General features: G+C 37.8%; 26 protein-coding genes and 1 pseudogene. 6 read left to right on the top strand and 21 right to left on the bottom strand.

Annotated elements, in window-relative coordinates; translation table 11 throughout:
- Positions 1 to 177: 177 nt before the first annotated feature.
- The gene (gene trmB, locus ACIGHG_RS15215; protein ID WP_336470889.1) at positions 178 to 831 is read right to left on the bottom strand and encodes a tRNA (guanosine(46)-N7)-methyltransferase TrmB; all 654 of its coding nucleotides are present in this window, start codon (positions 829 to 831) and stop codon (positions 178 to 180) included.
- A gap of 197 nt (positions 832 to 1028) precedes the next feature.
- Here trmB and ACIGHG_RS15210 point away from each other — a divergent pair, with 197 nt between their 5' ends.
- Positions 1029 to 1307 (top strand): YtzH-like family protein, encoded by a 279-nt coding sequence (locus ACIGHG_RS15210; protein WP_396549212.1) that lies wholly within the window; start codon positions 1029 to 1031, stop codon positions 1305 to 1307.
- A gap of 1 nt (position 1308) precedes the next feature.
- On the opposite strand, the gene ACIGHG_RS15205 is transcribed toward ACIGHG_RS15210, so the two are convergent.
- The 4 genes from ACIGHG_RS15205 to pepV all read right to left on the bottom strand — a co-directional run bounded on the left by ACIGHG_RS15205 (position 1309) and on the right by pepV (position 6908).
- Positions 1309 to 2106, bottom strand: coding sequence for a phosphotransferase family protein (locus tag ACIGHG_RS15205; protein WP_336470887.1), 798 nt, complete (start codon positions 2104 to 2106; stop codon positions 1309 to 1311).
- 242 nt (positions 2107 to 2348) lie between these two features.
- Positions 2349 to 4490: a type I pullulanase gene (pulA, locus tag ACIGHG_RS15200; protein ID WP_336470886.1), complete on the bottom strand. Its 2142-nt coding sequence runs from the start codon at positions 4488 to 4490 to the stop codon at positions 2349 to 2351.
- Between the two features lie 67 nt (positions 4491 to 4557).
- Positions 4558 to 5112 (bottom strand): RNA 2',3'-cyclic phosphodiesterase, encoded by a 555-nt coding sequence (gene thpR / locus ACIGHG_RS15195; RefSeq protein WP_336470885.1) that lies wholly within the window; start codon positions 5110 to 5112, stop codon positions 4558 to 4560.
- Positions 5113 to 5501: 389 nt separating this feature from the next.
- Positions 5502 to 6908 (bottom strand): dipeptidase PepV, encoded by a 1407-nt coding sequence (gene pepV / locus ACIGHG_RS15190; protein ID WP_336470884.1) that lies wholly within the window; start codon positions 6906 to 6908, stop codon positions 5502 to 5504.
- Positions 6909 to 7260: 352 nt separating this feature from the next.
- On the opposite strand from pepV, the gene ACIGHG_RS15185 reads away from it, so the two are divergent.
- Entirely contained in the window at positions 7261 to 7482 is a 222-nt protein-coding gene (locus ACIGHG_RS15185; protein ID WP_090918771.1) for a DeoR family transcriptional regulator, read from the top strand.
- A gap of 209 nt (positions 7483 to 7691) precedes the next feature.
- Here ACIGHG_RS15185 and ACIGHG_RS15180 read toward each other — a convergent pair whose 3' ends face one another.
- Positions 7692 to 8414, bottom strand: a complete 723-nt coding sequence (locus ACIGHG_RS15180) for a pseudouridine synthase (protein ID WP_336470883.1) — start codon at positions 8412 to 8414, stop codon at positions 7692 to 7694.
- Between the two features lie 44 nt (positions 8415 to 8458).
- Positions 8459 to 10108 (bottom strand): putative polysaccharide biosynthesis protein, encoded by a 1650-nt coding sequence (locus ACIGHG_RS15175; protein WP_336470882.1) that lies wholly within the window; start codon positions 10106 to 10108, stop codon positions 8459 to 8461.
- 152 nt (positions 10109 to 10260) lie between these two features.
- Here ACIGHG_RS15175 and ACIGHG_RS15170 point away from each other — a divergent pair, with 152 nt between their 5' ends.
- Positions 10261 to 11526: a BaiN/RdsA family NAD(P)/FAD-dependent oxidoreductase gene (locus ACIGHG_RS15170; protein WP_336470881.1), complete on the top strand. Its 1266-nt coding sequence runs from the start codon at positions 10261 to 10263 to the stop codon at positions 11524 to 11526.
- Positions 11527 to 11596: 70 nt separating this feature from the next.
- On the top strand, positions 11597 to 13045 hold the full coding sequence (locus ACIGHG_RS15165; protein ID WP_336470880.1) for an MDR family MFS transporter: 1449 nt from the start codon (positions 11597 to 11599) through the stop codon (positions 13043 to 13045).
- 277 nt (positions 13046 to 13322) lie between these two features.
- On the opposite strand, the gene ACIGHG_RS15160 is transcribed toward ACIGHG_RS15165, so the two are convergent.
- From ACIGHG_RS15160 to ACIGHG_RS15150, 3 genes are all read right to left on the bottom strand, one after another.
- Positions 13323 to 13505 carry a sporulation protein Cse60 gene (locus tag ACIGHG_RS15160; RefSeq protein ID WP_090918722.1) on the bottom strand — a complete coding sequence of 61 codons (183 nt, stop codon included), beginning with the start codon at positions 13503 to 13505 and terminating at the stop codon, positions 13323 to 13325.
- A 1-nt stretch (position 13506) separates the two neighbouring features.
- Entirely contained in the window at positions 13507 to 13743 is a 237-nt protein-coding gene (locus ACIGHG_RS15155) for a DUF2553 family protein (RefSeq protein ID WP_090918724.1), read from the bottom strand.
- 122 nt (positions 13744 to 13865) lie between these two features.
- Entirely contained in the window at positions 13866 to 14264 is a 399-nt protein-coding gene (locus tag ACIGHG_RS15150) for a VOC family protein (protein WP_336470879.1), read from the bottom strand.
- A 550-nt stretch (positions 14265 to 14814) separates the two neighbouring features.
- Between ACIGHG_RS15150 and ACIGHG_RS15145 the strand changes: the two genes are divergently transcribed.
- Positions 14815 to 16530: an LPXTG cell wall anchor domain-containing protein gene (locus ACIGHG_RS15145; RefSeq protein ID WP_396549206.1), complete on the top strand. Its 1716-nt coding sequence runs from the start codon at positions 14815 to 14817 to the stop codon at positions 16528 to 16530.
- A 153-nt stretch (positions 16531 to 16683) separates the two neighbouring features.
- On the opposite strand, the gene ACIGHG_RS15140 is transcribed toward ACIGHG_RS15145, so the two are convergent.
- The 10 genes and pseudogenes from ACIGHG_RS15140 to ACIGHG_RS15100 form a co-directional block, all read right to left on the bottom strand.
- A complete protein-coding gene (locus ACIGHG_RS15140; RefSeq protein WP_396549204.1) occupies positions 16684 to 16989 on the bottom strand; it encodes a YjdJ family protein in 306 nt (101 codons plus the stop codon).
- A gap of 100 nt (positions 16990 to 17089) precedes the next feature.
- On the bottom strand, positions 17090 to 17293 hold the full coding sequence (locus tag ACIGHG_RS15135) for a hypothetical protein (RefSeq protein ID WP_090918732.1): 204 nt from the start codon (positions 17291 to 17293) through the stop codon (positions 17090 to 17092).
- A gap of 178 nt (positions 17294 to 17471) precedes the next feature.
- Positions 17472 to 17591: pseudogene (locus tag ACIGHG_RS25690) on the bottom strand (DUF2935 domain-containing protein); the annotation flags it as partial.
- Positions 17585 to 18424, bottom strand: coding sequence for a DUF2935 domain-containing protein (locus ACIGHG_RS15130; RefSeq protein WP_090918733.1), 840 nt, complete (start codon positions 18422 to 18424; stop codon positions 17585 to 17587). The pseudogene ACIGHG_RS25690 and the gene ACIGHG_RS15130, both read right to left, overlap by 7 nt.
- A 412-nt stretch (positions 18425 to 18836) precedes the next feature.
- A complete protein-coding gene (locus ACIGHG_RS15125) occupies positions 18837 to 19175 on the bottom strand; it encodes a YmaF family protein (protein WP_090918773.1) in 339 nt (112 codons plus the stop codon).
- A 425-nt stretch (positions 19176 to 19600) separates the two neighbouring features.
- Entirely contained in the window at positions 19601 to 20770 is a 1170-nt protein-coding gene (locus ACIGHG_RS15120) for a nitrate/nitrite transporter (RefSeq protein ID WP_336470875.1), read from the bottom strand.
- A gap of 91 nt (positions 20771 to 20861) precedes the next feature.
- Complete coding sequence (gene moaD, locus ACIGHG_RS15115; RefSeq protein WP_396549202.1) at positions 20862 to 21095, bottom strand: molybdopterin converting factor subunit 1; 234 nt, start codon at positions 21093 to 21095, stop codon at positions 20862 to 20864.
- Entirely contained in the window at positions 21092 to 21562 is a 471-nt protein-coding gene (locus ACIGHG_RS15110) for a molybdenum cofactor biosynthesis protein MoaE (protein ID WP_090918739.1), read from the bottom strand. The genes moaD and ACIGHG_RS15110 overlap by 4 nt, the downstream gene beginning before the upstream one ends.
- Positions 21559 to 22080 carry a molybdopterin-guanine dinucleotide biosynthesis protein B gene (gene mobB / locus ACIGHG_RS15105; RefSeq protein ID WP_336470872.1) on the bottom strand — a complete coding sequence of 174 codons (522 nt, stop codon included), beginning with the start codon at positions 22078 to 22080 and terminating at the stop codon, positions 21559 to 21561. The genes ACIGHG_RS15110 and mobB overlap by 4 nt, the downstream gene beginning before the upstream one ends.
- Positions 22041 to 23333, bottom strand: coding sequence for a molybdopterin molybdotransferase MoeA (locus ACIGHG_RS15100; protein WP_336471394.1), 1293 nt, complete (start codon positions 23331 to 23333; stop codon positions 22041 to 22043). The genes mobB and ACIGHG_RS15100 overlap by 40 nt, the downstream gene beginning before the upstream one ends.
- 95 nt (positions 23334 to 23428) lie before the next feature.
- Here ACIGHG_RS15100 and moaC point away from each other — a divergent pair, with 95 nt between their 5' ends.
- A complete protein-coding gene (moaC, locus tag ACIGHG_RS15095; protein WP_396549200.1) occupies positions 23429 to 23917 on the top strand; it encodes a cyclic pyranopterin monophosphate synthase MoaC in 489 nt (162 codons plus the stop codon).
- A gap of 24 nt (positions 23918 to 23941) precedes the next feature.
- On the opposite strand, the gene ACIGHG_RS15090 is transcribed toward moaC, so the two are convergent.
- Positions 23942 to 24955 carry a molybdopterin-synthase adenylyltransferase MoeB gene (locus tag ACIGHG_RS15090; protein ID WP_396549198.1) on the bottom strand — a complete coding sequence of 338 codons (1014 nt, stop codon included), beginning with the start codon at positions 24953 to 24955 and terminating at the stop codon, positions 23942 to 23944.
- Positions 24956 to 24970: the final 15 nt, after the last annotated feature.

The raw sequence follows: 24970 nt of genomic DNA, 5'->3' as shown, positions 1-24970 counted from the left end.
AATGTTTGTTGCTCAATAGAACTTTTTATTAACTTTAAACACATATTAAAATTTCAAGAGTATCAACAAAAGCAATATCTAAAGTATTTTCATTAAAACATGCGCTATCTATCGTATTCACCCTTGAGTTAACCTCAGGTTGCGACTGTCTTCCCAAGAATAAAAAAAACCCGCGCATTATTGCGCAGGTTCTGTACGATATTTTGCTTCAACGCGGTAAATACGATTTCCCTTGCTTGAGAATTTTTCTTCGTATTCCGTCATAATATTTCCTTCAAAATCACTGTTGTGAAGATCTAAGCTAATATACGGCAGCAGCATGCCGTATTCCGCCATACTTGTAAGAGAGTATTCAAACAGGGCTTGGTTATCTGTTTTGAAGTGAATCTCTCCGCCTTTTACAAGTACTGTTTCGTAGTTACGTAAAAATGTTTTATACGTTAAACGGCGTTTTTCATGACGATTCTTCGGCCATGGATCAGAGAAATTTAAATACACACGATCAATTTCATTCTCCGCAAAGAATACTGTTAAATCTTCTGCATCTTTATTAATTAATTTTAAATTCGGCAGCGCGTATTCAATTAATTTATCAAGTGCATCTACAACTACACTTGTAAATTTCTCAATTCCAATATAGTTTACGTTTGGATTTGCTTTTGCCATTTCGTACATGAAGCGGCCGCGGCCTGTTCCAACTTCAATGTGAATCGGGTTGTCATTTCCAAATAATTCTTTCCATTTTCCGTTATGTTCTTCTGGATTTCCAATTACAAACTGTGAATATTCTTTCGTTCGGTCCATTGCATATGGTTTATGTCTTAAACGCATAGTTCTCTCCCTCTCTGCACTCCAAGATGTGTGTATCATATAAAAAACCAAGTACGTACGAGCACTCGGTCCGTTTCTTTCAAGTATAAAATTTACTATTTAGACGGAAACTACAAAGTGTATCAAATACAATTTCCATCAGCGGTTCGTTACGCTCGTTTCATTGTTACGATAACAAATGAAAAGGATGTGTCAAAATGCCACTTAATCATGAACATCAAATGGCAATCTTAAAAGACATCTTAGTCAATCATCAAAGTGATTGCTGTGGAACGGTTTCTGAATGTGAACAATTAGAACGTCTCATTCAATCGTTACTCGTAAATGACAATGTGAGTAATGAGGTTAAAACGATGTTAAACGATGTATATTACTATAGTCAATCGGGTAAATATTCTCCTGATTTAGATAACCATATTTCTGGTCATAAAGAACAACTGTCACAATGGATTACAGGAATGGATAGTTTTTCTTAACTTATTCTGAAGCGAGTAGTTGCATTAAATATTGAAGCCAATATTCTGCTTCTACTTGCTTATTTTTTGCTGTATACCATTGCACAAAAATCATACATTGCAGCGTAACATACCATTTCATACGGCTTAGCAAAGAATCAGTGAGTTCTAATCCGTAATGCTCAAGCCACTCATGCCATTCATCTCTTGGAACGTACCAATGGAGTAACATCCCAATATCAAGAGCTGGGTCTGCAATAATCGCTCCGTCCCAATCAATTAAAAACAATTCGTTATCATCTGTTACTAACCAATTGTTATGATTCACATCGCAATGACAAACAGCAAGATGATCAAATTCTACATTCTGAAGGGACTTTTGTAAATACTGAAGTCCTTTTTGAATGACTTCATTTTGCTTTACATCCTCTTGTAAAGTGAGAAGCGCTTCTTCTAGTATATCTTGCGCATGCAAAGGCTGTTTACCAAGCTTTTGAATCATATGCAATAACGCTTCAGAAGAATGAATTTTTTTCAACAATGCTGCCACTCGCTCAGAGTTCATATCTTCTGGTTCTAATTTTTGTCCTGGGAGCCACTTTTGTGCCGAAATCACATCACCATTTGTTAATCGCCTTGTCCAAAGTAACTTCGGAACAATTCCTTCTGCCGACAATACCGCAAGAAAGGGCGATGAATTGCGCTTTAAAAAGATTTTATGATATTCGTTATGCGCAATATAGGCATCTCCTGTCGCCCCTCCGGCTGGTATTACTTTCCATTCTTTTCCTAACAATTGTTCCAACCATTCCATGTTCATTACCCGTTAACAATTCCTTATCTTTTATAGTTATGAAAAGAAAAACCACAACATATCCAAACATATGCCCAGGGTTTCCATCCATTCTGCTTCAAGTAGTAAGTAAAAGTGAAAAAGAAACAGACAAGCCGCTTACCCTTTTACTTTATTTTACAAAAATAATAATAGACTGGCAACTTAACTAAATAGCCACCTTATTCAATTTTACATTTATTATATTCGCATCGTCAAGGGGCGATTCGTCACAATTTCGTCAATATATAGGTGCTAATCGGGGCAATGGTAATTGTCTCTCCCTCAAATGAAGAAATTACACTTTCATGCGCTTTTCCGTCATTTGCAAGTACGTGCCATGTACCACCTTTAGGCAATGAAACCGTTTGCTCCTCTATTCCGTTATGAAATAACACAACAATCTCTTTCCACGGTCCAAACTGCTGCACATCTTGTAAATAATATGCAATTACAGAAGGAGCTGTATTAAAAAAGGACATATGCCGCTTAATCAATTCAGAAGACGCAAAACGAAATGCTCCGTGTGATTTGCGAATACGAATGATTCCTTTTATATAAGAAATCGTTTCTTCTTCTCGTTCTTTTTGATCCCAGTCCATTTGATTAATACAGTCCGGAGCATTATAACTATTTTCATTTCCTTGCTTTGTACGATAAAATTCTTGACCAGCATGTAAAAACGGAATACCTTGTGCTAATAGTGTCATCGTTGTTGCAAGGCGATGGCGGCGTTTTTGCATATGTTCCTCTTCTTTACTACTACCTATAATCTTATCCCACATCGTCATGTTATCGTGACATTCTACATAGTTAATGCTTTGCACAGGTTCTATAAATAAACTCTTCTGTTTGAAATAAGGGATACTTCCTGTAAGCAAGTATTGAATATGCTCTTTATTTGTTGTCTCCCCGAGCGCATACCCGCATTTTTGCACGTCAAATGTACTTCCCTTAATTCCATCACGAAATTGATCATTAAACTGGGCGATACATGGTAGTTTCGCTGCATTTTGTAATGTTGCCTTCTGATCCGCAGCAAGCGGTGTTTGTAAATTCCATCCTTCACCTAGTAATATTACATGCTCTTTTACTTCATTTACTTTCTGCCGGATTTCGTTCATTGTCTCAACATCTAAAATTCCCATTAAGTCAAACCGGAAACCATCCACCTTATACTCTGTTAACCAATATAACACTGAATCGACAATAAACCTCTGCACCATCTTGCGCTCTGAGGCAATATCGTTTCCAACCCCCGTCCCATTTGACGGCATTCCATTTTCATCATGCCGAAAATAATATCCGGGTACAAGCTTTTCAAAAGAAGATGTTTCTCTTTCATACACATGGTTATAAACAACATCGATAATGACGCGCAAACCATTTCGATGAAGTGCTTGAATCATTTGTTTACATTCAACAATTCGATTGTACGGATCTAGAGGATTTGTTGCATAGCTACCATTTGGAACATTATAAAATAACGGATTATACCCCCAATTATACGTTGCAAATGGCTGTTCCTCATCGACTCCGGCATAATGATGAATCGGTAATAGTTCAAGATGTGTAACACCTAATTCCTTTATATAAGAAAGGCCTGTTACCGTCCCTCGTTCTCCTGTCGTTCCTTCTTCTGTTAAACCGAGATATTTCCCTTTATACATTGCGCCGCTATGAGGATGAACTGTCATATCACGAATATGAGCCTCATAAATAACAGCATCCGTCATAGAAGTCATAAGAGGTAGTGGTTCCTCATCTTGCACATATGTTTTCGCAAGGTTTACAACAATTCCGTACGTACCGTTTACAGTCACTGATTTTGCATATGGATCAACCGCTTCTCGCCAAATTAAATTAATGCAGACGAGAAAGGTATACTTTGCACCGTCCCAGTCTCCCGTTAACTCGTAACTCCAAACACCTTTTTCCTGTCCTTCCATTTCATAATCCTTATACACTGTTTCACTTTCATAAATACGAACTTTTGCTTTTGTAGCTGTTGGTGCCCACACTTTAAATACAGTTTGAATGTAGGAATAAGAAGCACCTAAATCTCGTCCTTCGTACATATATAACTCATCAAATTTCTCTGTCCGAATGACAGCACCCATCTGTAAGTCAGTTTCTGCCTTGCGTTCATCACGTATGATATAACAGTTACTCAATGTAATTGGTTCGCTAACTTTACACTCATATTTCGTTACATGTGGAAGGGAGGTGACACAATTGATTGCAAGCTCCCATTCATTTGCACCTTGTTTTAAATGGAATACGCTACTCGTCCCGTATGCATGCGGAAGTAAAACTGTAATTTTATCCATTTCATCTAAATATGCTTCAAATGTACGCTGTATGCTTAACATATGTATCCACACCCTCCCAAGAGACATTCCGTTTTCTATAGTATATTCAAAAAATCAGAAAACGTTTTCAAGCTTGTGTATTCTGTAAATATATTTCATAGATCGCCTCGTACTTTGGCATCCGTTCTATATGTGTTTCATATAACGTTACTGTTTCCACTTCAAATATACGCCGCAGCAGGGCGGGAAGCTGATTTTTATCAAACGCCTCTTCTCCTTTCCACTTACGAGCTACGGTAATATGAGGATGATACGGACGCGTTTCTAATTGAAAACCATTTTGCTCACATATCGTATACACTTCTTTTTGTAAGTCGAACAAAGCCCGTTCTTCTTCCACTCCTATCCAAAAAACACGTGGCTGTTCTTTTACACCAAATGTATGACACCCTTGCAATGTAAGTGAAAAACGGGACATTTCTGCTAGCTGCTGCAAGTCTAATTTTAACTTTTCAAGTTGCCTCTCCTCAGCACTTCCTAAAAACGAAAGTGTAATATGGTAGTCTTCTTTATGTACCCAAGAACGAAATGGCGTCGTTTCTTCTATCATTTCTTTCCACTCTGCCAATATGTTCTTTATCTCATTTGGTAATTTCACTGCAATAAAATAATGTCTCGCCATCTTTTCTCTCTCCTTTTTCCAGGATACATCTATTATTCGTGTGAAGCTGATTCTCCATACATATGAAAGAAGCCGCTCTCCTTATCAAGAGCGGTTCATTCATTGGTTTCGATTTTTTAACATATCATATTGCAAGTAGCAAGAAGATGCTTTTCCCTCTTTCTATGCGTCACCAGTACCTCTCGTACATACTAAAAGAAAGAGGTTTTTATGTTCTTTTCAACACATCAGTCACTGGTACGGAGAACAAAAAGTGACCTGCCTCGTTTTCTCTCTTTATTTTCGCATGGCACGTGGCAGAGACATAAGCCCTGACCGCTTCTAAGCATGGCCAGTCCCTCTAGCCCACCTAAAAAAGACAGCTTTTATGTTTTTGGATTTCCATCCTACTACTTCGCTAATTCATAAATTGCATGTGCATAAATCGCTGTTGCTTTAAGTAAATCTTCAATTTCAATATATTCATCTTTTTGATGCGCTAATTCTTCTTTCCCTGGGAATAGCGGACCAAACGCAACACCAGCCTTCAATGAACGTGCATATGTACCGCCGCCAATTGCTAATAACTCGGCTTTTTCTCCTGTTTGTTCTTCATATACACGCTGAAGCGTACGAATTAATACATGATCTTTATCAACGTGATGCGGGCGAGAGTCTGACACATTTGTGATAGCAAAGTCTTTTGCACTCACATAATTTGTTAATGTTTGCAGCGTTCCTTCTAAGTTTGTTGTGACTGGATAGCGAATATTTAATCCGAGCTTACCGCCTTCTTCTTTTGTATAAGAAAGAAGACCAACGTTTACTGTTAATGGACCTGTAATCTCATCTGCATACGCAATGCCAGCTTTTTCTCCAAGCGTATCATTTGTAAATGTTTCCGCAGCTAAGCTAGCAAATGCGCCGCCTTGCTCATCTAAAGAGATTGTTGTTAAGAAGTTCACAAGTGTTAAGCCTGCATTTTCGCCTTGTTCCGGCGTAGAACCGTGTGCCGAAATCCCTTCTACTTGCAGCCTAACTGTATTCCCTTCCACAATTGCTTTCCCGTTTTTCTTTGCTTCTTGTATATATTGCTCATACTGACTTGCAAGTTCTACTGCTTTTTCGCTCGTTAGGGCAGCTTCTGCAAAATCAGGAACCATATTTAAACGGCGTCCAGATGAGAAGGATACTAATATATTTTCTCCTGCTGCATATTCTTTTTTATTTTGAACAACATATAAATCGCAAATTCCTTTTTCCGCATTAATAATTGGGAAATCTGCATCCGGAGCAAATCCCATCGTCGGCATCTCTTCGTGTTTAAAGTAATGGTCTACGCACTTCCAATTACTTTCTTCATCCGTTCCTAAAATCATGCGAACACGTTTAGAAAGCGGCAATTCTAGTTCTTTTACAATTTTCATTGCGTAGTAAGCTGCCATTGTTGGGCCTTTATCATCAATCGCACCGCGTGCAAAGATTTTACCGTCACGAATATCAGCGCTGTATGCAGGCGTTGTCCAGCCATCTCCTTCTGGCACTACGTCGACGTGACATAAAATACCAACAATTTCTTCTCCTTGTCCCATTTCTAAATGCCCTGCATATCCCTCTAAATTTTTAGAAAGAAATCCGTCAGTCTCTCCCTTATCTAACATGAAAGATAATGCTTTTGCTACACCTTCTCCAAACGGTGCTCCTTCTTTTTCCGTTTCTTCTTCCCATACACTTTTAATTTGTAAAAATTGCTGCACATCGTGAATCAGAGCATCTTTTCGTTTCTCTACTTCTTGCATCCAATTTATATTTGTCATACTTTCACCCTCTTCTCTATTCTCTTTTTCATCATAGCAAACGATCTCTTTTTATGCTAGCAAGCTTAAGTCTAATAACGAACAATTTTAATATTTCAGATAATTAAAATTAGTTTTTTCTTATTTTTTTAAATTTTTTTGCAGGAATTTGACGTTTTACGTAGAAATTTATAAGATAGTTGATAAAGAGAAACAAAATATCAACAACTTTCTTTCTACAAACTCTATCACATATTAAAATTTTGTAAAATTTGAGCAAGTTAGAGCATGTTTTTTTTCATTTGGAGTACAATGGAAATAAAGACCTTCTTTCCTGAATGGGTCAAAAAACTTGTAGAGGAGTGGTTTTTTGATAAAACCTACAACTACTCGTATGCTAACACGCATTAAATCGATCTATATTTACATTAATGAGAAAGGCACCGTAACGACGCAAGACCTTGTAGATGAGTTCGGGATCACACCGCGAACGATACAGCGCGATCTGAATGTGTTGCAATTTAATGAACTCGTGTATAGCCCTTGCCGTGGTAAGTGGACAACAACAGGAAAGAAAGTGAGAATGACCTCGTGATGAGTATAACTTGAGTTATTATATACATACCCCCATTCTTTATAGAAAGAATGGGGGTCTTTTTGATTATGATATAAATCCATTTTAGTCTTGTAACCTGCACTGTCTTCTCTCTTTGTTTTAATACCGCATGTGGCAAAAAAAGGGCCTGACCGCTCTATGCATCGCCAGAACCTCTCTCCCATCTAAAAAAGAGCGTTTTTACCTCTTTATACTTGTGAGTGATAAGACTTTAGCATTTCTACTTCTTCGTCTGTTAATTCACGGTACTGCCCAAGCTCTAGTTCCTCATCTAATACTAAAGGACCCATCTCTGTACGCTTTAAGTACACAACCTTTTTTCCAACCGCTTCAAACATGCGCTTTACTTGATGAAACTTCCCTTCTGTAATAACAAGTTCAATTTCAGATACATCATCGCTTTGAAGAATTTTCAGCTCACCTGGCTTTGTTTCATATCCATCATCTAAAATAACGCCTTTTTTAAACGCAACAACATCTTCTTCTGTCACTTTCCCAGCTACTCTCGCAAAGTATTTTTTCGGGACATGCTTTTTCGGAGAAAGAAGTTGATGCGTTAGTTTTCCATCATTCGTTAATAAAAGAAAACCTTCTGTATCAATATCGAGTCTTCCAACTGGGAACGGATCAAAAATTGCATCTTCCATTTCTAATAAATCAATCACTGTTTCATGATTATCATCTTCTGTTGCAGAAATGACACCTTGAGGTTTATGCATCATTAAGTATACAAATTCTTTATATTCCACTACTTCACCGTGAATCGTAACCTCTTGTTCCTCCACGTTCACATGATATTTCGCATCTTTCACTGATACGCCATCTATTTTTACAACGCCGTCTTTTAATAATTTTTTCACTTCTTTACGACTACCATAACCCATGTTTGCTAATAATTTATCTAATCTCATCGTTTCACCTGCTTTGTATAATTAGAAAAAGAGAGGCGCACAATTTACGCCCCTTTCGTTTTGATCTTCAATCTACCACCAAGTTTACGCTGAATCTTCTCTAAAAATTCACCGCCAAATACTCGCTCTATTACGCCAGTCCGGAATGCTAAATAGCCGTATACAGCCGCTCCTCCCATTGCACAAATGAAGGTTGTAACAAGTGCCGCAGGGCGGCTTGTCTCATATGGAAGCATAAAGGAAAGAATCCATAATAATACTTTAACAACTACGACCATCGCCGCTGTTAATACTGCAATTTGAAACGTTCGTTTATACACAAGTGCAAATGAAAAGTGAGCATACTTTCGAATTTGTTTATTGGTATACCAAACGGATACAGCGAATCCTACACCTGTTGCTACAACCGCACCGATTGTTCCAAAATAACGAATGAACAGCACATTACATAAGAATTTTAAAATAACCCCCATGCCAAGTGCAATAATCGCATGCTTCTGCTGATTAATGCCTTGCAAAATAGCTGCTGTTACTGTGAATAATGCAAATAATAATGCAACTGGAGCGTACCACATTAATACTTTTCCGCCAAGCGGATCAGCTTCATAAAATGCTGTATAAATTGGATACGCTAAAGTGGAAATTCCAATGACAGCTGGTAATGTTAAAAACATATTTACTTGAAACGTTTGTGTAATTTGCTGTTTCAAATAACCGAACTGCCCTTCTGTAAACGATTTTGTAATCGCTGGTACGAGCGTTAAACTGTACGCCGCTGCAAGCGATACTGGAATCATTATTAATTTATGTGTCCACATTGTAAATATACCAAGGGCACGTTCTGCAATATCCCCTTGTCCAATTGCTTGCATCATTGCATTAAACGTTAACGTGTCAATTTGTTGATAAAGCGGAATCGTTAACCCAATCACAACATAAGGAATCGCATAAGCAAACAGTTCTTTAAATAAGTCAAATGTTCGAACTGCTGATTCTGGTACTGTTTGATTAATGATGTATTGATTTAAATGATGCTTTCGCTTCATCCAATACCAAATAAGTACAGCCAATGCCCCGATGGCGGAAACAAACGCTGCAAATGTCGCCACACCAACTGCTGTTGCGACTGAACCTTTTATTACTTTTATAACGATAAAACTACCTACAAGTAAAAATACAATACGAATAATTTGTTCAATAATTTGTGAAACGGTTGTTGGCCCCATTGATTGGAACCCTTGAAAGTAGCCGCGAATTAAACTTGCCGCTGGTACAACAAGAAGCGCAAAACTAACGAGACGAATAATCACTGTTACATCTTCTAAGCTGTTATGTAAATTCTTCTTCCCTAGCATTGCCTCAGCAAATAACGGTGCTGTCATATACAAGACTAAAAAAGAAAGTATTCCGCTTATGATCATCATAACCATACCGGAGCGAAACATTCTCCGGCTCGTCTTATAATCTCCAAGCGCATTATATTTCGAAACAAACTTCGAAACTGCAAGCGGCACTCCTGCCGTTGCGATACTTAAAAAGATTGTATATGGAATATATCCATATGTGTATAACGTCCCGCCTTCTGTGCCAACTAACGCATGAAACGGAAAAACATAAATCATGCCGAGGAACTTTACTAAAAACGTCCCAAGCGTCACAATAAGCGTTCCGCGTAAAAATTTTGAATCGGACATAAAAAATCCTCCTCTATTATTCCAAACGCTGAACTCCAACCTTTGTATTGTACCATACTTTCTCTTCTTAACAGTATATCCCTTCATTTTTCTTTTCTATGAAAACGTGATATTCTTGAATGCAGCAAAACAAGAAAATGAGGTCGATTTATATGCATTATGATGTAATTGTCATTGGAGGCGGTCCTTCTGGATTAATGGCAGCAATCGGTGCTGCTGAAGAAGGTGCACGCGTCTTACTTCTTGATAAAGGTGACAAATTAGGAAGAAAGCTTGCTATTTCTGGCGGTGGACGCTGCAACGTAACAAACCGTCTTCCGCTCGATGAAATTGTAAAACATATTCCTGGAAATGGTCGTTTCTTATATAGCGCCTTTTCTATTTTTAATAATGAAGATATTATTCAGTTCTTCGAAAAGCTTGGCGTAAAATTAAAAGAAGAAGATCATGGCCGCATGTTTCCTGTATCAAACAAAGCTCAGTCGGTTGTAGATGCACTGCTAACGCGTTTAAAAGAACTGCGCGTTACAATTCGTACAAATCTCCCTGTTAAAACTGTAGAGTATGAAAATGGGCAAACGAAAGCGGTTGTCCTGCAAAATGGTGAGGTGCTTGAAACGAACCATGTCGTTATTGCAGTTGGCGGGAAATCAGTGCCGCATACAGGTTCTACTGGGGATGGTTATGCTTGGGCTGAAAAGGCAGGGCATACGATTACAGAACTATTCCCAACTGAAGTACCAATTCTTTCTAATGAACCATTTATTCGTGACCGTACATTACAAGGCTTAGCACTTCGTGATGTAGAACTAAGCGTATTAAATCCAAAAGGAAAAGCGGTTATCTCTCATAAAATGGATATGCTCTTTACCCACTTCGGTGTGTCTGGGCCAGCAGCACTTCGCTGCAGTCAGTTCGCCCTGAAAACGATGAAAAAGTTCAAAACAAACAAAGTAACAATGAGCATTGATGCATTGCCAGAGGAGCATAGCGAGCAACTCTTTCAGCGCATGATGAAACAAATAAAAGAAGAGCCGAAAAAAGCAGTAAAAAATGTACTAAAAGGCTATGTACCTGAGCGGTATTTCTTATTCCTATTAGAGAAAAATGAAATTGACGGCAGTCAGCAATGCGGACAAATTTCTCACGAAAAAATCCGCGCTCTTGCTGCAGACTTCAAAGGATTTACCTTTACCGTAAATGGAACGCAGCCTCTTGAAAAAGCATTTGTAACAGGCGGCGGTGTGACGGTGAAAGAAATTAATCCGAAAGAAATGTCATCAAAACTCATGAACGGCTTATATTTTTGCGGAGAAGTTCTTGATATTCACGGCTATACTGGCGGGTATAATATTACCTCAGCACTCGTTACAGGCCGAATTGCTGGAATGACTGCTGGTCAAAATGCTACCATATAGTAGTAAAAAAGGAGTCTAATTACTAGCCTCCTTTTCATTTTTAATTGTAAAAAACAAAAGGGGAAAACAGATGAGAAAAAAAGTAATGATATCTTTAATGTTAATGACGTTTCTTTCTGCTGTTGAAGGAACGATTGTTAGCACAGCGGTGCCTCGCATTACAAGCGAACTTTCAGGGGTAGGACTTGTAAGCTGGGTGTATGCGATTTATATGTTAGCAACCGCAGTAACAACACCGATTTACGGGAAGCTAGCAGACTTATTTGGACGTAAAAAAGTACTATTAATTGGAGCTGCCATCTTTTTAATCGGCTCTACATTATGCGGCGTTGCAACATCAATGGAACAATTAATTCTGTTCCGCGCCCTGCAAGGAGTAGGAGCAGGTGCTGTTATGCCAATTACAATGACAATTATCGGTGACTTATATAGCGAAGCAAAAGATAGAGCAAAAGCGCAAGGTTGGCTGAGCGCTGTTTGGGGTGTATCTGGTGTTGTTGGGCCGTTAGTTGGCGGGTTTTTAGTCGATTCACTCTCTTGGCGTTATATCTTTTTCTTAAACATTCCATTTGGAATCTTTGCTTGTGTGATGATTGCGATTTCTTATAAAGAATCCATCAAACCAGCAAAACATCATATCGATTATCCAGGTGCTGTTATCTTCTCACTTAGTACGATTGCCTTACTTTATGCGCTACTAACAGGAAGTCAGCATCAAAACTGGGGCGATATCACAATTATCGGCCTACTGGTATTTGCCGTTTTCGCATTTATCCTTTTCTTATTTGTAGAAAAAAAATCACCAGAACCATTAATTCCGTTAGATCTGTTCTCTAACCGAACTGTATCTATCGTGAACGTATTAACGTTAATCACTGGTGCGATGATTATTAGTATTACAATGTACCTTCCAATTTGGACACAAGGGGTATTAGGAAAAAATGCAACGGAAGCCGGTATGATTCTGATGCCAATTCCTGTATTTTGGACAGTTGGTGCGATGATGTCCGGTAACTTAGTTGGCCGTTTACAAACAAAACAAATTATTTTACTTGGTGGCAGCATTTTATCCGCTTCAACGCTCTTATTATTCATGCTATCTACTCATTCGCACCCATCTCTTATTTACATTGCAATGGGTATGTTTGGCCTTGGAATGGGACTTATAACACCAATCTTTATGGTCACAATTCAAGCTTCTGTCCCTGCAAATAAACGCGGAACAGCAGTCGGTTTAAATACATTTATTAATACATTTAGCCAAACGCTAGGGGCAGCAGTATTTGGAACGATTTTCAATACAGTAATCCACAGCGCAGGAGAAGGAAATGTAAACTTAGTAACTTCAGAACATGGAAGTACTGCTACAGGATCGCAAGAAGTATTAGCTTCTAGTGTTCATATTATCTTTAGCGGCACGTTTATATTAGCCGTTATCAGTTTAGTTATTGCATGGGTATGCTTACAATCTAAACAACAAGAAACAGTTGCACCGCAGCAAAAAGGCACTGCACTGTAGAAAATGAAATAGACGTTCTGTTATAAATGTCCCTCGGTAGAAAGGGGGATTCGTGTTAGGTTGTGTCGAAAGATCTTTATATCGCTTCAAATCGCCGATATATGAGGGATTTCCGCCGATAAAGTGAAATTTCCCTAAGTGGGGGGATTCTTCATCCCCCACTTAGGGAATTGAGCTTTTACGGGTAGTTACCTCCCACGTGTTTCCCGAGTCTTTACTGCCCGCAAATAGCGGAATAAATACAAAACAGACGACTTCGCGTCGTCTGTTTTTGTATTTAAGACCGATATATAATCATCGCAGAGAAACAATAAATCTGACTCTCTTCATCATTGTTCGAAACCGATACTTGGTACTTAATATCTACAATTTTTTCTTCATCCACTTTCTTCAAAAAGACATTGATAGCCTCTTCTAAATCCTTTTCATGACTTTCATCAAATATTTTCACGCGAATCACATTAACACCATCCTAAGTCACAACCTTCTACTGCTGGACTGTTATCTCGGCGCGTATCAATGATGCGATAAAACTTACCATCTTCATATAAATAGCCATCTTCTAATACATACTGCTTCTCTTCAGTATAGACATAAAATTTACCAATCATAAATTTATTAGAGTATAATTCCAAATAATCTGTTTTGAACTTCGCCACTACCTTGTCTGTAATATCAATTTTAATTGTACGACTCATCTCCCAGCCCTCCTTTCGAAAAAGAACGGATTGGTTTATTGTATTAAGGATTTTTGATTTTATGAATGAAAATTAAGGGGATATGCTGTGGAAAAAAAGAGAGACGTGCCATATTAGCGAGCTTACTGCTGTAACCCCTCTGTATTCATAAGTACAATTCTCCAACCATCCGGATCTTCTATGGTAATTCCTTTTTCTTTCCAATAAGGGTTTTCTGGTTCAACTTCAAAATATCCCATTGTATTTAATCTATTATTTATGTTTTCGATTTTAACTTTATCCGGCATATAAAATACAAGTAAATTATCTTTTGTCGGAGCAGGACATGGACTTCCGTTCATATGCCTTGTAAACTCTAAATGATATTCTACACCAGGTAATCCAAACATTACCCCATCATAGCCTTCATGATTGTGAAACTCGCCTATACGTTTTAACCCCAATCCTTCTTCGTAAAACCGAATTATTTCTTCAAATTTGTCTGTCGGTCTTGCTATTCTAAATTGAACCCAACTTTCCATACAATTCTCTCCCTATCATTTTAGAATACTTTCAACTTCTATTATAAAATAGCCATATGCTTCTTAAAATCACTCATTAGGATGAGATAAAATAAGACAAAAGATTTATAAATTAATAAAAATATACCCCTAGCAAAATCAATAAAAATCATTTATTTTTTCAAAACAATATCCATACTTAGCAATATATATAAATCCAACTTGATTTTCCAACACACAAGTCGTCGCCATGCTGAACAAAAAATAACCTGCTACTTTCTTTCTCTCTTTGTTTGAACTTCGCACGTGGAAGAAAAAGGAACTGACCGCTTCTACGCATGGCCAGATGCTCTCGACCATCTAAAAAGAAAAGGGGTTTATGTCAGGTTTTTAATTTGGATTTATATATATCTAAAACTAGTAACCACAATTAAGGTTGGTATAGAGTAAAATTTCGCTACATATACAGAAAAACCTACAAAAAATTTAATTATATTGATTAATATTGTAATTTTTGGTATAAATTTCTTGTGTAGTTTTAAAAAAATTCAAAATTCAGAGGTGGTTTCTAGTGAAGAAAAAATACGCTTTACCAGCAGTCGCAGCTACATCCTTATTACTGCAACCTATGAGTACGTTTGCTCAAACGAACGAAACAAAGACTGTTACTTCAGAAGAAAAAAAAGAAAATGTAAATCAGAAAGAACTTGAATCAAAACAAACGAATGCTCCTGAAACTGTGCAAAAGCAAGAATCCAAGTCCGAACAAGAACAAAAACTAACTGAACAAGCAAAGCCTGTACAAGAACAAAAGCCAACTGAACAAACGAAACCTGTACAAGAACAAAAGCCAACTGAACAAACGAAACCTGTACAAGAACAAAGCCAAACAGCGGCTCCATCTTCACAAGAAAATAAACCAACACCTCAGCAAACGGAACCTACAAAAGAAGAAAAATTAAAAGAGGAAACAAACCAACAAGCACAAGCTCCAGTAAAACAAACAATCTCAGAAATGTTCCCTGACGCAACCATTGCCGATGCAGTTGCTAGTGAACTTGAAAAAACACCTGACGATAAAGTAACAAAAGAAGAATTAAAACAAGTAACAAAGCTTTACATTACAAACGAGGGAACATTCACTTCTTTACAAGGATTTCAGTTATTACCGAATTTAGAAGATCTTAATTTGTATGCAAATAATAATGTAAATACGGCATTAACTAAATCGCCTCTTTCTATTGATTTATCAGGCAATAAGAAACTAAAGCGCTTAGGTATAAGCAACTTAGGAATCAATGCACTTTCTTTATCTGAAAATAAAGATCTACAATCATTGCATTTAGAAAACAATCAAATTGCTGTATTAGATGTATCTAACCAAACGAAACTAACGGATCTGTCAGCTATACATAATGGTATGAAAGAATTACGTTTACCAAAAGAATCGAAACTAGACACACTTGATGTATCTAACAACAATCTAACAAATTTGAACTTAAAAAATCAAGTTGCATTGCACACTCTCCTTGCAGAACACAATGCACTTTCTTCTATACAGTTCAATCCAAACGTAATACTTCACAATATCCAATTAAATAACAATGCACTGAATGATTTGCCTAACTTAAACACATCCAAACTTTCTTATTTAAATATCATAGAAAATAAATTTGATTTAAAAAATGGACCATTTGCGAAAAAGCATCTTGAATTGTTACAGCAAGATTTTAAGCCTGATAATGGGCAAGAGGCTTTTGGTTATTATTTTGATTATCAATTCTCAACTCACAGTGATCGTCCAGATGCACCAGTTGTCCTTGCTGATATGAAAAACAAGAAGATTTTAGGCATAACTCAACATATGGAATACTCTCTTGATGAAGGAAAAACATGGCATGATTTCATGATTAATGGACACCTTTCAGTCGAAGAAGGTAAAAAAGCCCTCATTCGATACAAAAAGACTGATAAATGGTTAGAGAGTGAATCAACAAAACTAGTATTCTCACAAACAGATAATACAAACAATGGAAATGGGAATAACAATAATAACGGAAATTCCAACAACGGCAATAACAACTCTAATAACAATGGAAATTCTAACAGTGGCAATAACAATTCTAATAACAGTAACACGAATGGAACAGGTCAAGTTAACAACTCAACGAAATCCCAATCACTTCCACAAACAGGTTCTGCTGTTGAAACAACTGGAATCGCTGGAGCTCTTGCACTCCTTGGAGCTTGGTTCTTGCGAAGAAAGGCACAGCGAGAAGGAGAATAATAGAAATAAAAAAAGAAATCAGATTGAATCCTTTTATGAGGATCAATTTGATTTCTTTTTACTTCACAAACATTATGACAAAGTAGGAATGAAACGTGTGAAACGCTCATTTGTTTTGGGAAAAAAGCAGATTATCAGTATACATAACTACTTCTAAACTTTATAAATGCCTCTTTTCTTCAAAATAAGATACATACTTAAAAACAACATATACCCAAAACTCGCAACCATAATTAGTACTGGCACCGGGTAAAATTTAGCTGCATATACAAAAAAATCGATTTGCAAAATGTCGTCATAATTTGAAACTGGCCCTTTAAAATAATTCGTAAACTTAGCGGAATATTTCCATTCAAATGAATCCTCGATTAGATTACTTCCTTCGTACCAACTAATAAGAGCGGAAACGCTGAAGAAGATAATTGCTATCCCGAATTGAACGATGTACCTTGTTTTCATACACTATTCTCCTTTTTATTTTATAAACAAAACAAAGCGCCTCCAAGTTTATACTCGGTAGGCACTCTCCTGTACATGTATCGTTTTAAACGATCATATGTCATACATTGTTATCTCTCTGCTTTTTATAGAAGCGATTTGAATCCTCAATCATAATCCCTCCAACAATTATCATGATTGCCGCAAATATTTTGATACACACTCTATATCCATACTCTAAATCTTTAAAATAAAGTGTTGTGACCATGTAAATAACAGCACCAGCTACTGCAAGAATTAAACCTTTATATTTCTGAAAGAACATGTAAATCCACCTTTACTATGTATATACAATTGACATAAAAGCTAGCGTAAATCTTGCAATTGATATGTCAAAAAACAAGAACTCCAAAATAATACATAACATCCAATATATTCATAATAAAGGTTTGTAGAGTATGATTCAATATCCATATTAAAACTAGAGAATCCTAGCTATATGATTACTGTCCGAATTGCTCTATTTGTTTTAGTTTTAATCGCTGTTCTAAAACGTGAATCATAAAGAGGAAATGCTTCGCTTCTCTTACAACGTGATCCGCTAGTAAAGGATTAATTACATTCTAGATTGTGATTTAACGCTTGTAAGATGCGCATCAAACATATCAATTATTTCAAGGAATCTATCAGCTTCACGGAAAACATGGTCTGCTAATAGTGGGTGAATGATACTCTTTATTTTACATTGCTCGATTAAATCACGTGCCGTTTTCTTAAAGTCCCGAAGAGATGTGACTGACACACGATTTTGATCCAGAAATTGATCTAAAAGAGGAACTGTTTGAGATTGTGGTTTCATAGATTCTAAGTCAATTGCTTGATACATCAATTCATCAAAATCATTACTAAAATTCCGGGCCATATCTACAAGCTTTCTTTCCGATGGATCAAGAAGATGACCAATAAATTTAGCATGGTCTGCCATAATCCTTAAAAAGAAAACATTTTCTTTAATAATGGCATCAGGAAGAGCATTCAATTTACCCGCATTTAATTCAATTAAACGATTTCTAAAATAATCAGCTTCCCTACTTGTATGATCAACTAACAGTGGAAAATTATTTTGCCCTGGCAATTTACATGTGAGAATTAATCCTAGAATTTTTCGTTTAAATCCGAAAATATTAGTTGCAGCTTGTTGTACTTCTGAATTAAATCTTTTTATTTGCTCAGGATCTGTTTGATTTGTATAGGAATGTGCAATTTGTTCGATATGTTCAAACAATCGGTAAAATTGATTAGCCTCTTGGATTAGTTGAGTATCCTCACATCTAAACCCCAATCGAAGAAATAAAGAATGCTCTTTCATGATTCTAGACCAAAAACGAATTTCATTTAATGATCGTTCAACAAACGCTCCAGATGTAACACCCGTATCAGGATGTAATCTATCCATTTTCAATCCCTCCAGTAAATACTATGCTAGTTCTATTCTTATGAATAGATATATGTAAAAATACCATCAATAAAAGTTCAGTCTGGCTATAAAAATAATCTTATTTTTTCTATTCATCACAACATAAATAATAATTCTAATTTATTTACCAAACAGACGACTCCAAAGTGATTTCTTCTGTCCTGAAGCTACTATTAGGCGCTGGCGTTTTAATTATTAAGAACAAAAACAAGCTGCCATTTAACAGCAAGAGGGGGCGTATTAACTTTATCCCTATACTCGTGGGCAGTAAAACCCCACCTCAAGATTCAGAGAAAAGCAAAGAAGATAAGTGGGGGATAACTGCCATAAGAGCCCGATTGGTTCAACTAACCATTCGGAGAAAAGGCATCTCCGAACGGGAAGTTTCACTTTATTTATCACCCGGGGCAGGCTGATCCACTCCCTTAACATGGTGTTTATGCCCATTATTTTCCGTCGTATAAAAGTCGTAATAATGAACATGCATTCCGTTTCCAACTGGAATTGCTGGTCCTGAATACGCCTTGTAATAGTGTGTATGTCCATCTTCGAACAATACATATCCTTCTGTATAATGTATATGCCCTCCCTCTTGTGTCTTAATGGGCGGAGATGTTACATCTAGGCACTGATGTACATGTCCTCCCTCAACAGATGTATAATCCACTGACCCATGGTTATGATGTGGCACAAAACCAGAAACGAAATCATTTTTTCCTACCCTGTTCACTCTATCCATTCTCTTCATTCCCCTTATGCATAAAGATAAACTCTATAAACTAGTATGCTTATACTATTGAGATAATTCCCCTCTTCATATATACAAGTTAAAAATCGACATAAAACCTCTTTCTTTTTTTGGAGGTCGAGAGCATCTGGCCATGCATAGAAACGGTCAGGGCCTTTTCCTGCCACATCCGAGGTTTAAAACAAAGGGAGAAAGCAAGTAGCGGTCATGTTGTATTTTGCATAGCAGAGACTTATATGCGGGAAAATTTAAATGGATATATAGTTAAATTAACACCGAGATTTGAAAGATTTTTAACAGGATCAGATAGCCAAAAGTAAGCAAATTGCATTTTTGTTTTCAAATTCCCTAAAATACGAAAAAAGAAGATATCCCCAAAATCATCACTTCGGAGACATCTTCTTTTCCTATCTATGCTGTAACATCGCAACTAACTTCTCTTGACTATACATCCAAACAGTAATAACTAAACAAGCAAGCGCTACTTCTGATAACGCCATAAACCCAATTGCATAATGGCCTGTTAGTTGGAATAATAGTGTTAGGATTAATGGCGGGAAGAAACCACCAAGTCCACCAAGTGCCGATACAAGACCATTTACAATACCAGCTTGCTTGGAGAAATACATTGGTACAAGTTTAAAGATTGTTCCATTTCCAGTACCAGCGCAAAAAGCCACTAATAAACAACCGAATGTGTATACATTCATCTTTGGCATGAATGATAAAATAATTCCTGCTAATGTTAAACCCGTAAAGACAAAGATTAAAATTTTAAATGGATTAAATTTGTCGCCGAGCCAGCCGCCAATTGGACGCATAATTGTTGCTAATGCAATAAAACCAGCTGTACGTAATCCCGCATCTACTTTCGCTAAGCCGAAGTGAGATACGAGGAAGTTCGGTAAATAAACTGTAAATGCGACGAACGAACCAAACGTTAAGAAATAGAAAATACATAAGAACCAAAGCTTTTCATTTTTATAAACACCTTTAATTTGTTCCGTTAATGATGTATTTACCTTTTTCTCGTTACGATCTCCTAACAGGAAGTTTGCTAATGCAAATGCAGCGAGTAAGATTAAGTACATTTGTACCGTTGTTCTCCAGCCAAATGAAGTTGCAAGTACTGGTGCGAGAAAGGATGTAACTGCTGTTCCTATATTTCCTATTCCGTATATTCCGTTTACAAAGCCATGCTTTTCTTTCGGATAGTATTTCAGAAGAGATGTTACCCCTACAGAGAATACAGCTCCGCCAACCCCAGCAAATAAACCGCCAATAATTAAATCTAGCATCGATGTTGCCATACTAATATAAAAGACAGGGAATAATAGAATAATAAAACTAATAAAGAATAATTTTCTTGCTCCGTAACGATTGGTCCAGTAACCAATTGGAATGCGAAGAATAGAGCCTAAAATCACTGGTACTGCCGTGACAAGAGAAATCTGTCCTGCTGTTAACACAATGTCTGCTTTAATAAATGGCATTAAAGAAGATAAAATCACCCATACCATAAAGCCAAGTATAAGATTTGAAGTTTGTAATCCTAACTGAAAATTCGGATTTTTCATCAGTCTCTCCCCCTATTTTGTTCAATATTTCACATTTTCTATTGCTTCCCTCCTGCCTAATCACGCTCTTTCATGATTAGGCAGGAAAGAATCACCCGCCGCTTACGGGTGGAATCAATGCGACAACATCACCATCTTGGATCATATCATCTTCATTCGCATATTCTTCATTAATTGCTACCATTATGTGCTGAGAAAGGAAGACATTGTAGTCCTTCATTACAAGCTCCTTCAGCTCTGCTACCGTAAGGTTTTGTACATCAATTTGTAATTGCTGTGTTCCAGCTTCTTCTTGTAGATGGGAAAATAATAATACTGTAATCATTCCACTTTCTCCTTTCCTGGTTCTCCGTTTGGATACGGTGTTTGCTCTAATTGATCACCAATCCATTTCTCACCGTCTTCCCAAAACTCTTTCTTCCAAATGGGAACAATTTGTTTAATGCGTTCCATAATATATTCATTCGCTTCATACGCCGCTTTTCGGTGCGGCGTCGATACGGCAACAACAACCGCAATATCAGAAATTTGCAATGTGCCGATGCGATGTGAAATGGCCACATATGTTCCTGGCCATTTTTCTTTCGTTTCTTCACCAATTTTGGCAAGCATTTTTTCAGCCATCGAACGGTATGCAGCATACTCTAGGTAAAGCGTACGGCGCCCTTTCGTAAATTCGCGCACTGTACCAATGAATGTCGTCACAGCGCCGCATTCACGGCGAATGACTTTCTGCGCTACTTCTTCAATGGAAATCGGCGTATCCACTACTTCAAAATACGTTTTTGTCATTTTGCATCCCTCATTCTTTGTACGAACCAATTTATATACTTCTCATCTTCCGTTATATAAAAAACTTGATAGTTCTCTTTCCCTGTTTTTAGAGCCTCATTCCATGTAATAACGGCGATCACATTTTCTACACTTTCTAATAAAGAAGCATCTTCCTCTGACCGAAGTAAAACAACTTTCGGGTATCGTTCTTTTTTATATCCTTCAACGATTATGACTTCCGCTTCAAAACATGTATACAAATGAATAATTTTTTCTAAAGACCAGTCGCGCTGAGCGGATAAAGACAATAATCCGTCCCCTTCCACTGCGCTGACAATCGCTCCAGCTTGGCGATGACGTTCGCTATCTTTTTGCAAGGGCAATTCTGGATATCCTCCGTGGCCATGATGCTTAATCGCCCCTACTTTCATACCTTCAGTCGTTAGCGCTTTAATCAGCTTCTCTGTCAATGTTGTCTTTCCACTATTTTGATACCCTATGATTTGTAAGACTGGAACGGCTCTTTCCACGGCCACTCACTTCCTTGCTCTCTGTCTAATAAAAAGACAGTAACAGTCATACCTTCTTCAAAACCGCGCGTGCCACCTGGCAAGACGATAAAAGCATTTGCATCGGCTAGTGAAGAAACAGCACTTGATTTATCAAGTCCAACTGGCACTGCTTGCAGCCTTCCATTTACAATGTCTACTTTCCCTCTAACAAAGCGTGTAAATGGATTTGCTTTCGGGAATCCCTTCATTAAAATGGCATCACCACGGTACATATGCGGCTCTTTCATACGTAGAAATGTTCGAACAACCGGACGTACGAACAATTCAAAGCCAACATAACAAGCAGACGGATTACCCGATAATCCAAACAATAATTTTCCATTTACTTCTGCTACTGTCGTTACACTTCCGGGGCGCATCGCCACTTTATTGAACAGTACGTTCGCTCCAAGCTTCTCATAAATAGCTGGTAAGTAATCATAATCCCCAACTGACACACCGCCTGTTGTAATAAGAATATCGACTTCTTCCATTGTCTTTTTTACCATCTCATAGCACGTATCGAAGTCATCCGCGAATTGGCCATAATACCGAACCGTTCCGCCTGCTTGCATAATTTGCGCAGCAATCATATATGAGTTACTGTTGCGAATTTTCCCCGGTTCAAGCGGCTCATGAACTTCTAACAATTCACTTCCTGTCGTCACAACTCCAATAACCGGACGTTTTATGGCGGCTACCTCACTATAGCCAAACGTTGCAAGAAGCGCTGCCACTCCTGGATTAATCATCGTTCCTTTTTCAACAAGCACATGGTGCTTCCTTACATCTTCACCCTTACGTGAAATATTATCGCCTGACTGAAACGGACGCTTCAACTTCATATATGTCTTCTCGTCTTTTTGAAATCCTTCTGTCAGCTCAAGCATGACAACTGCATCACAACCAGTTGGAATCGCTGCACCGGTCATAATGCGGACCGCTTGAAATGCCTTCACTTCTTCTGTAAAAATAGAACCAGCACCAATTTCTCCAACCACTTCAAATTGGGCTGGATGCTCCTGACTTGCTTTTTTTGTATCTTCTGCACGAATCGCAAAACCGTCGTATGGAGAGCGATCGAAATGAGGAACATCATGATCCGCTACTACGTCTTCGCCAAGAATTCTCCCATAACTTTCTGTAAGCGGTACCTGCTCTGTTTCTCCATATTTTGCATATTCCATCACATGTGCCACTGCATCACTAACTGCAATTGGTATTCGTTTTTCTAGCATCATTTTCACCCCGTATTTGCAAAATATCACATCTTCATTACAATTTTTATTGTACAATGCTAATCATAATAGCAATTACTTCAAGGAGGAATTTCATGTCTTCATTTACTCATTTTAACGAACAAGGCCGCGCCAAAATGGTCGATATTAGCGATAAGAAGATTACTGTACGAACAGCCATTGCTTGTTCAAGTATCACCTTGACGAAAGAGATTTATGATAAAATTACTCATAATGAAATCGGAAAAGGCGATGTTTTAGCCGTTGCACAAATCGCTGGTATTATGGCAGCAAAACGTACTTCTGATATTATTCCGATGTGTCATCCGCTGCTTCTTAAAGGTGTTGATATTTCCTTTGACTGGCATATTGCAGATGAACAATATCGTTTGCTTATTGAAGTAAAAGTGAAAACAGAAGGCAGTACCGGCGTTGAAATGGAAGCCTTAACTGCCGCTTCTGCTACTGCTCTTACCGTATATGACATGTGCAAAGCTGTCGATAAAGGTATGATTATTGGTGAAACATACTTGTTTGAAAAAACAGGCGGCAAAAACGGTGATTATATAAGAAATCAGTCTTAATCCAAGGGGGCACCCCCTTTGGATTCACCCTATATAACGCGCATATAATCGCTTTGCCACTTGTATATCATTTGTACCATGAACGAATGCCCGCCCGTCTTGGAATAAAACGAAGCGATATTCATCAGCATGAAATGATAATAAGTACGGTGTCCTCTCTACTAGCACGCTTCTTTGTAAGCGCTTTTCCAATTCTTCTAAGTTAAGCGGCTGATTTATGCCTGGACGTATCTGAACCGTATTACGGCCGCATAGTACTTCTGTTTTCATTTGTGCTTCAAATGTTAAGCTTGGATATGTACGCAGCTTGCCGCATGATAGACAGTTTTCTTTTTTCTGCCTATTTACTTTAAATGCCATATACTGATTGTTCCAAAGATCAAATGATACCATCGTTTCCCTTAGTGCTGCAAAATCTCCAACTAATATTTTTAAAGCTTCGGCAACTTGATAAGCAACAACCATTTGTACGGCTGGTTGAATAATTCCCGCTGTATCACACGTTGCTCCGCTCGTTGGATGCTCCATTAAACAGCGAAAACATGGTGTTTTCCCTGGAATAATCGTATACGTTACACCGTAACTCCCAACGCAGCCACCGTATATCCACGGAACGTTATACTTTTGTGAAATATCATTAATAAGAAGGCGCGTATCGAAATTATCCGTTGCATCAATCATAACATCTATGTTTTGAACAAGCCGCTCTATTTCTTGCACCGTTACATCTGTTACAACCGGCTCAATGTCTACGTCAGAATTAATCCGCCTTAAGTGCTGCGCGGCTGCAACTGCTTTTGGCACATAACGCTTCGCATCTTCTTCTGTATATAATTGTTGCCTTTGCAAATTGCTCCATTCGACATAATCACGATCTGCAATCGTCAACTTGCCAATTCCTGCCCGAACAAGCGCCTCAGCATTTGCTGCACCAAGTGCACCAGCGCCGATGATTAATACATGTTTTTCACGTAAATTTCGCTGACCAGCTTCCCCAATCTCAGAAAATAGTATTTGTCGTGAGTACCGCTCTTGCATCTTAACCCCTTCTCC

Source organism: Bacillus sp. NPDC077411 (assembly GCF_044543425.1).
Classification (GTDB): domain Bacteria; phylum Bacillota; class Bacilli; order Bacillales; family Bacillaceae_G; genus Bacillus_A; species Bacillus_A bruguierae.
This window is presented reverse-complemented; position numbering and strand designations above follow the sequence as displayed.

Excerpts from the sequence above, each read along its gene's own strand:
- trmB (WP_336470889.1), bottom strand. The coding sequence starts at position 831 with ATGCGTTTAAGACATAAACCATATGCAATGGACCGAACGAAAGAATAT.
- ACIGHG_RS15210 (WP_396549212.1), top strand. The coding sequence starts at position 1,029 with ATGCCACTTAATCATGAACATCAAATGGCAATCTTAAAAGACATCTTA.
- ACIGHG_RS15205 (WP_336470887.1), bottom strand. The coding sequence starts at position 2,106 with ATGAACATGGAATGGTTGGAACAATTGTTAGGAAAAGAATGGAAAGTA.
- pulA (WP_336470886.1), bottom strand. The coding sequence starts at position 4,490 with ATGTTAAGCATACAGCGTACATTTGAAGCATATTTAGATGAAATGGAT.
- thpR (WP_336470885.1), bottom strand. The coding sequence starts at position 5,112 with ATGGCGAGACATTATTTTATTGCAGTGAAATTACCAAATGAGATAAAG.
- pepV (WP_336470884.1), bottom strand. The coding sequence starts at position 6,908 with ATGACAAATATAAATTGGATGCAAGAAGTAGAGAAACGAAAAGATGCT.
- ACIGHG_RS15180 (WP_336470883.1), bottom strand. The coding sequence starts at position 8,414 with ATGAGATTAGATAAATTATTAGCAAACATGGGTTATGGTAGTCGTAAA.
- ACIGHG_RS15175 (WP_336470882.1), bottom strand. The coding sequence starts at position 10,108 with ATGTCCGATTCAAAATTTTTACGCGGAACGCTTATTGTGACGCTTGGG.
- ACIGHG_RS15170 (WP_336470881.1), top strand. The coding sequence starts at position 10,261 with ATGCATTATGATGTAATTGTCATTGGAGGCGGTCCTTCTGGATTAATG.
- ACIGHG_RS15165 (WP_336470880.1), top strand. The coding sequence starts at position 11,597 with ATGAGAAAAAAAGTAATGATATCTTTAATGTTAATGACGTTTCTTTCT.
- ACIGHG_RS15155 (WP_090918724.1), bottom strand. The coding sequence starts at position 13,743 with ATGAGTCGTACAATTAAAATTGATATTACAGACAAGGTAGTGGCGAAG.
- ACIGHG_RS15150 (WP_336470879.1), bottom strand. The coding sequence starts at position 14,264 with ATGGAAAGTTGGGTTCAATTTAGAATAGCAAGACCGACAGACAAATTT.
- ACIGHG_RS15140 (WP_396549204.1), bottom strand. The coding sequence starts at position 16,989 with ATGAAAACAAGGTACATCGTTCAATTCGGGATAGCAATTATCTTCTTC.
- ACIGHG_RS15135 (WP_090918732.1), bottom strand. The coding sequence starts at position 17,293 with ATGTTCTTTCAGAAATATAAAGGTTTAATTCTTGCAGTAGCTGGTGCT.
- ACIGHG_RS15130 (WP_090918733.1), bottom strand. The coding sequence starts at position 18,424 with ATGGATAGATTACATCCTGATACGGGTGTTACATCTGGAGCGTTTGTT.
- ACIGHG_RS15120 (WP_336470875.1), bottom strand. The coding sequence starts at position 20,770 with ATGAAAAATCCGAATTTTCAGTTAGGATTACAAACTTCAAATCTTATA.
- moaD (WP_396549202.1), bottom strand. The coding sequence starts at position 21,095 with ATGATTACAGTATTATTATTTTCCCATCTACAAGAAGAAGCTGGAACA.
- ACIGHG_RS15110 (WP_090918739.1), bottom strand. The coding sequence starts at position 21,562 with ATGACAAAAACGTATTTTGAAGTAGTGGATACGCCGATTTCCATTGAA.
- ACIGHG_RS15100 (WP_336471394.1), bottom strand. The coding sequence starts at position 23,333 with ATGCTAGAAAAACGAATACCAATTGCAGTTAGTGATGCAGTGGCACAT.
- moaC (WP_396549200.1), top strand. The coding sequence starts at position 23,429 with ATGTCTTCATTTACTCATTTTAACGAACAAGGCCGCGCCAAAATGGTC.
- ACIGHG_RS15090 (WP_396549198.1), bottom strand. The coding sequence starts at position 24,955 with ATGCAAGAGCGGTACTCACGACAAATACTATTTTCTGAGATTGGGGAA.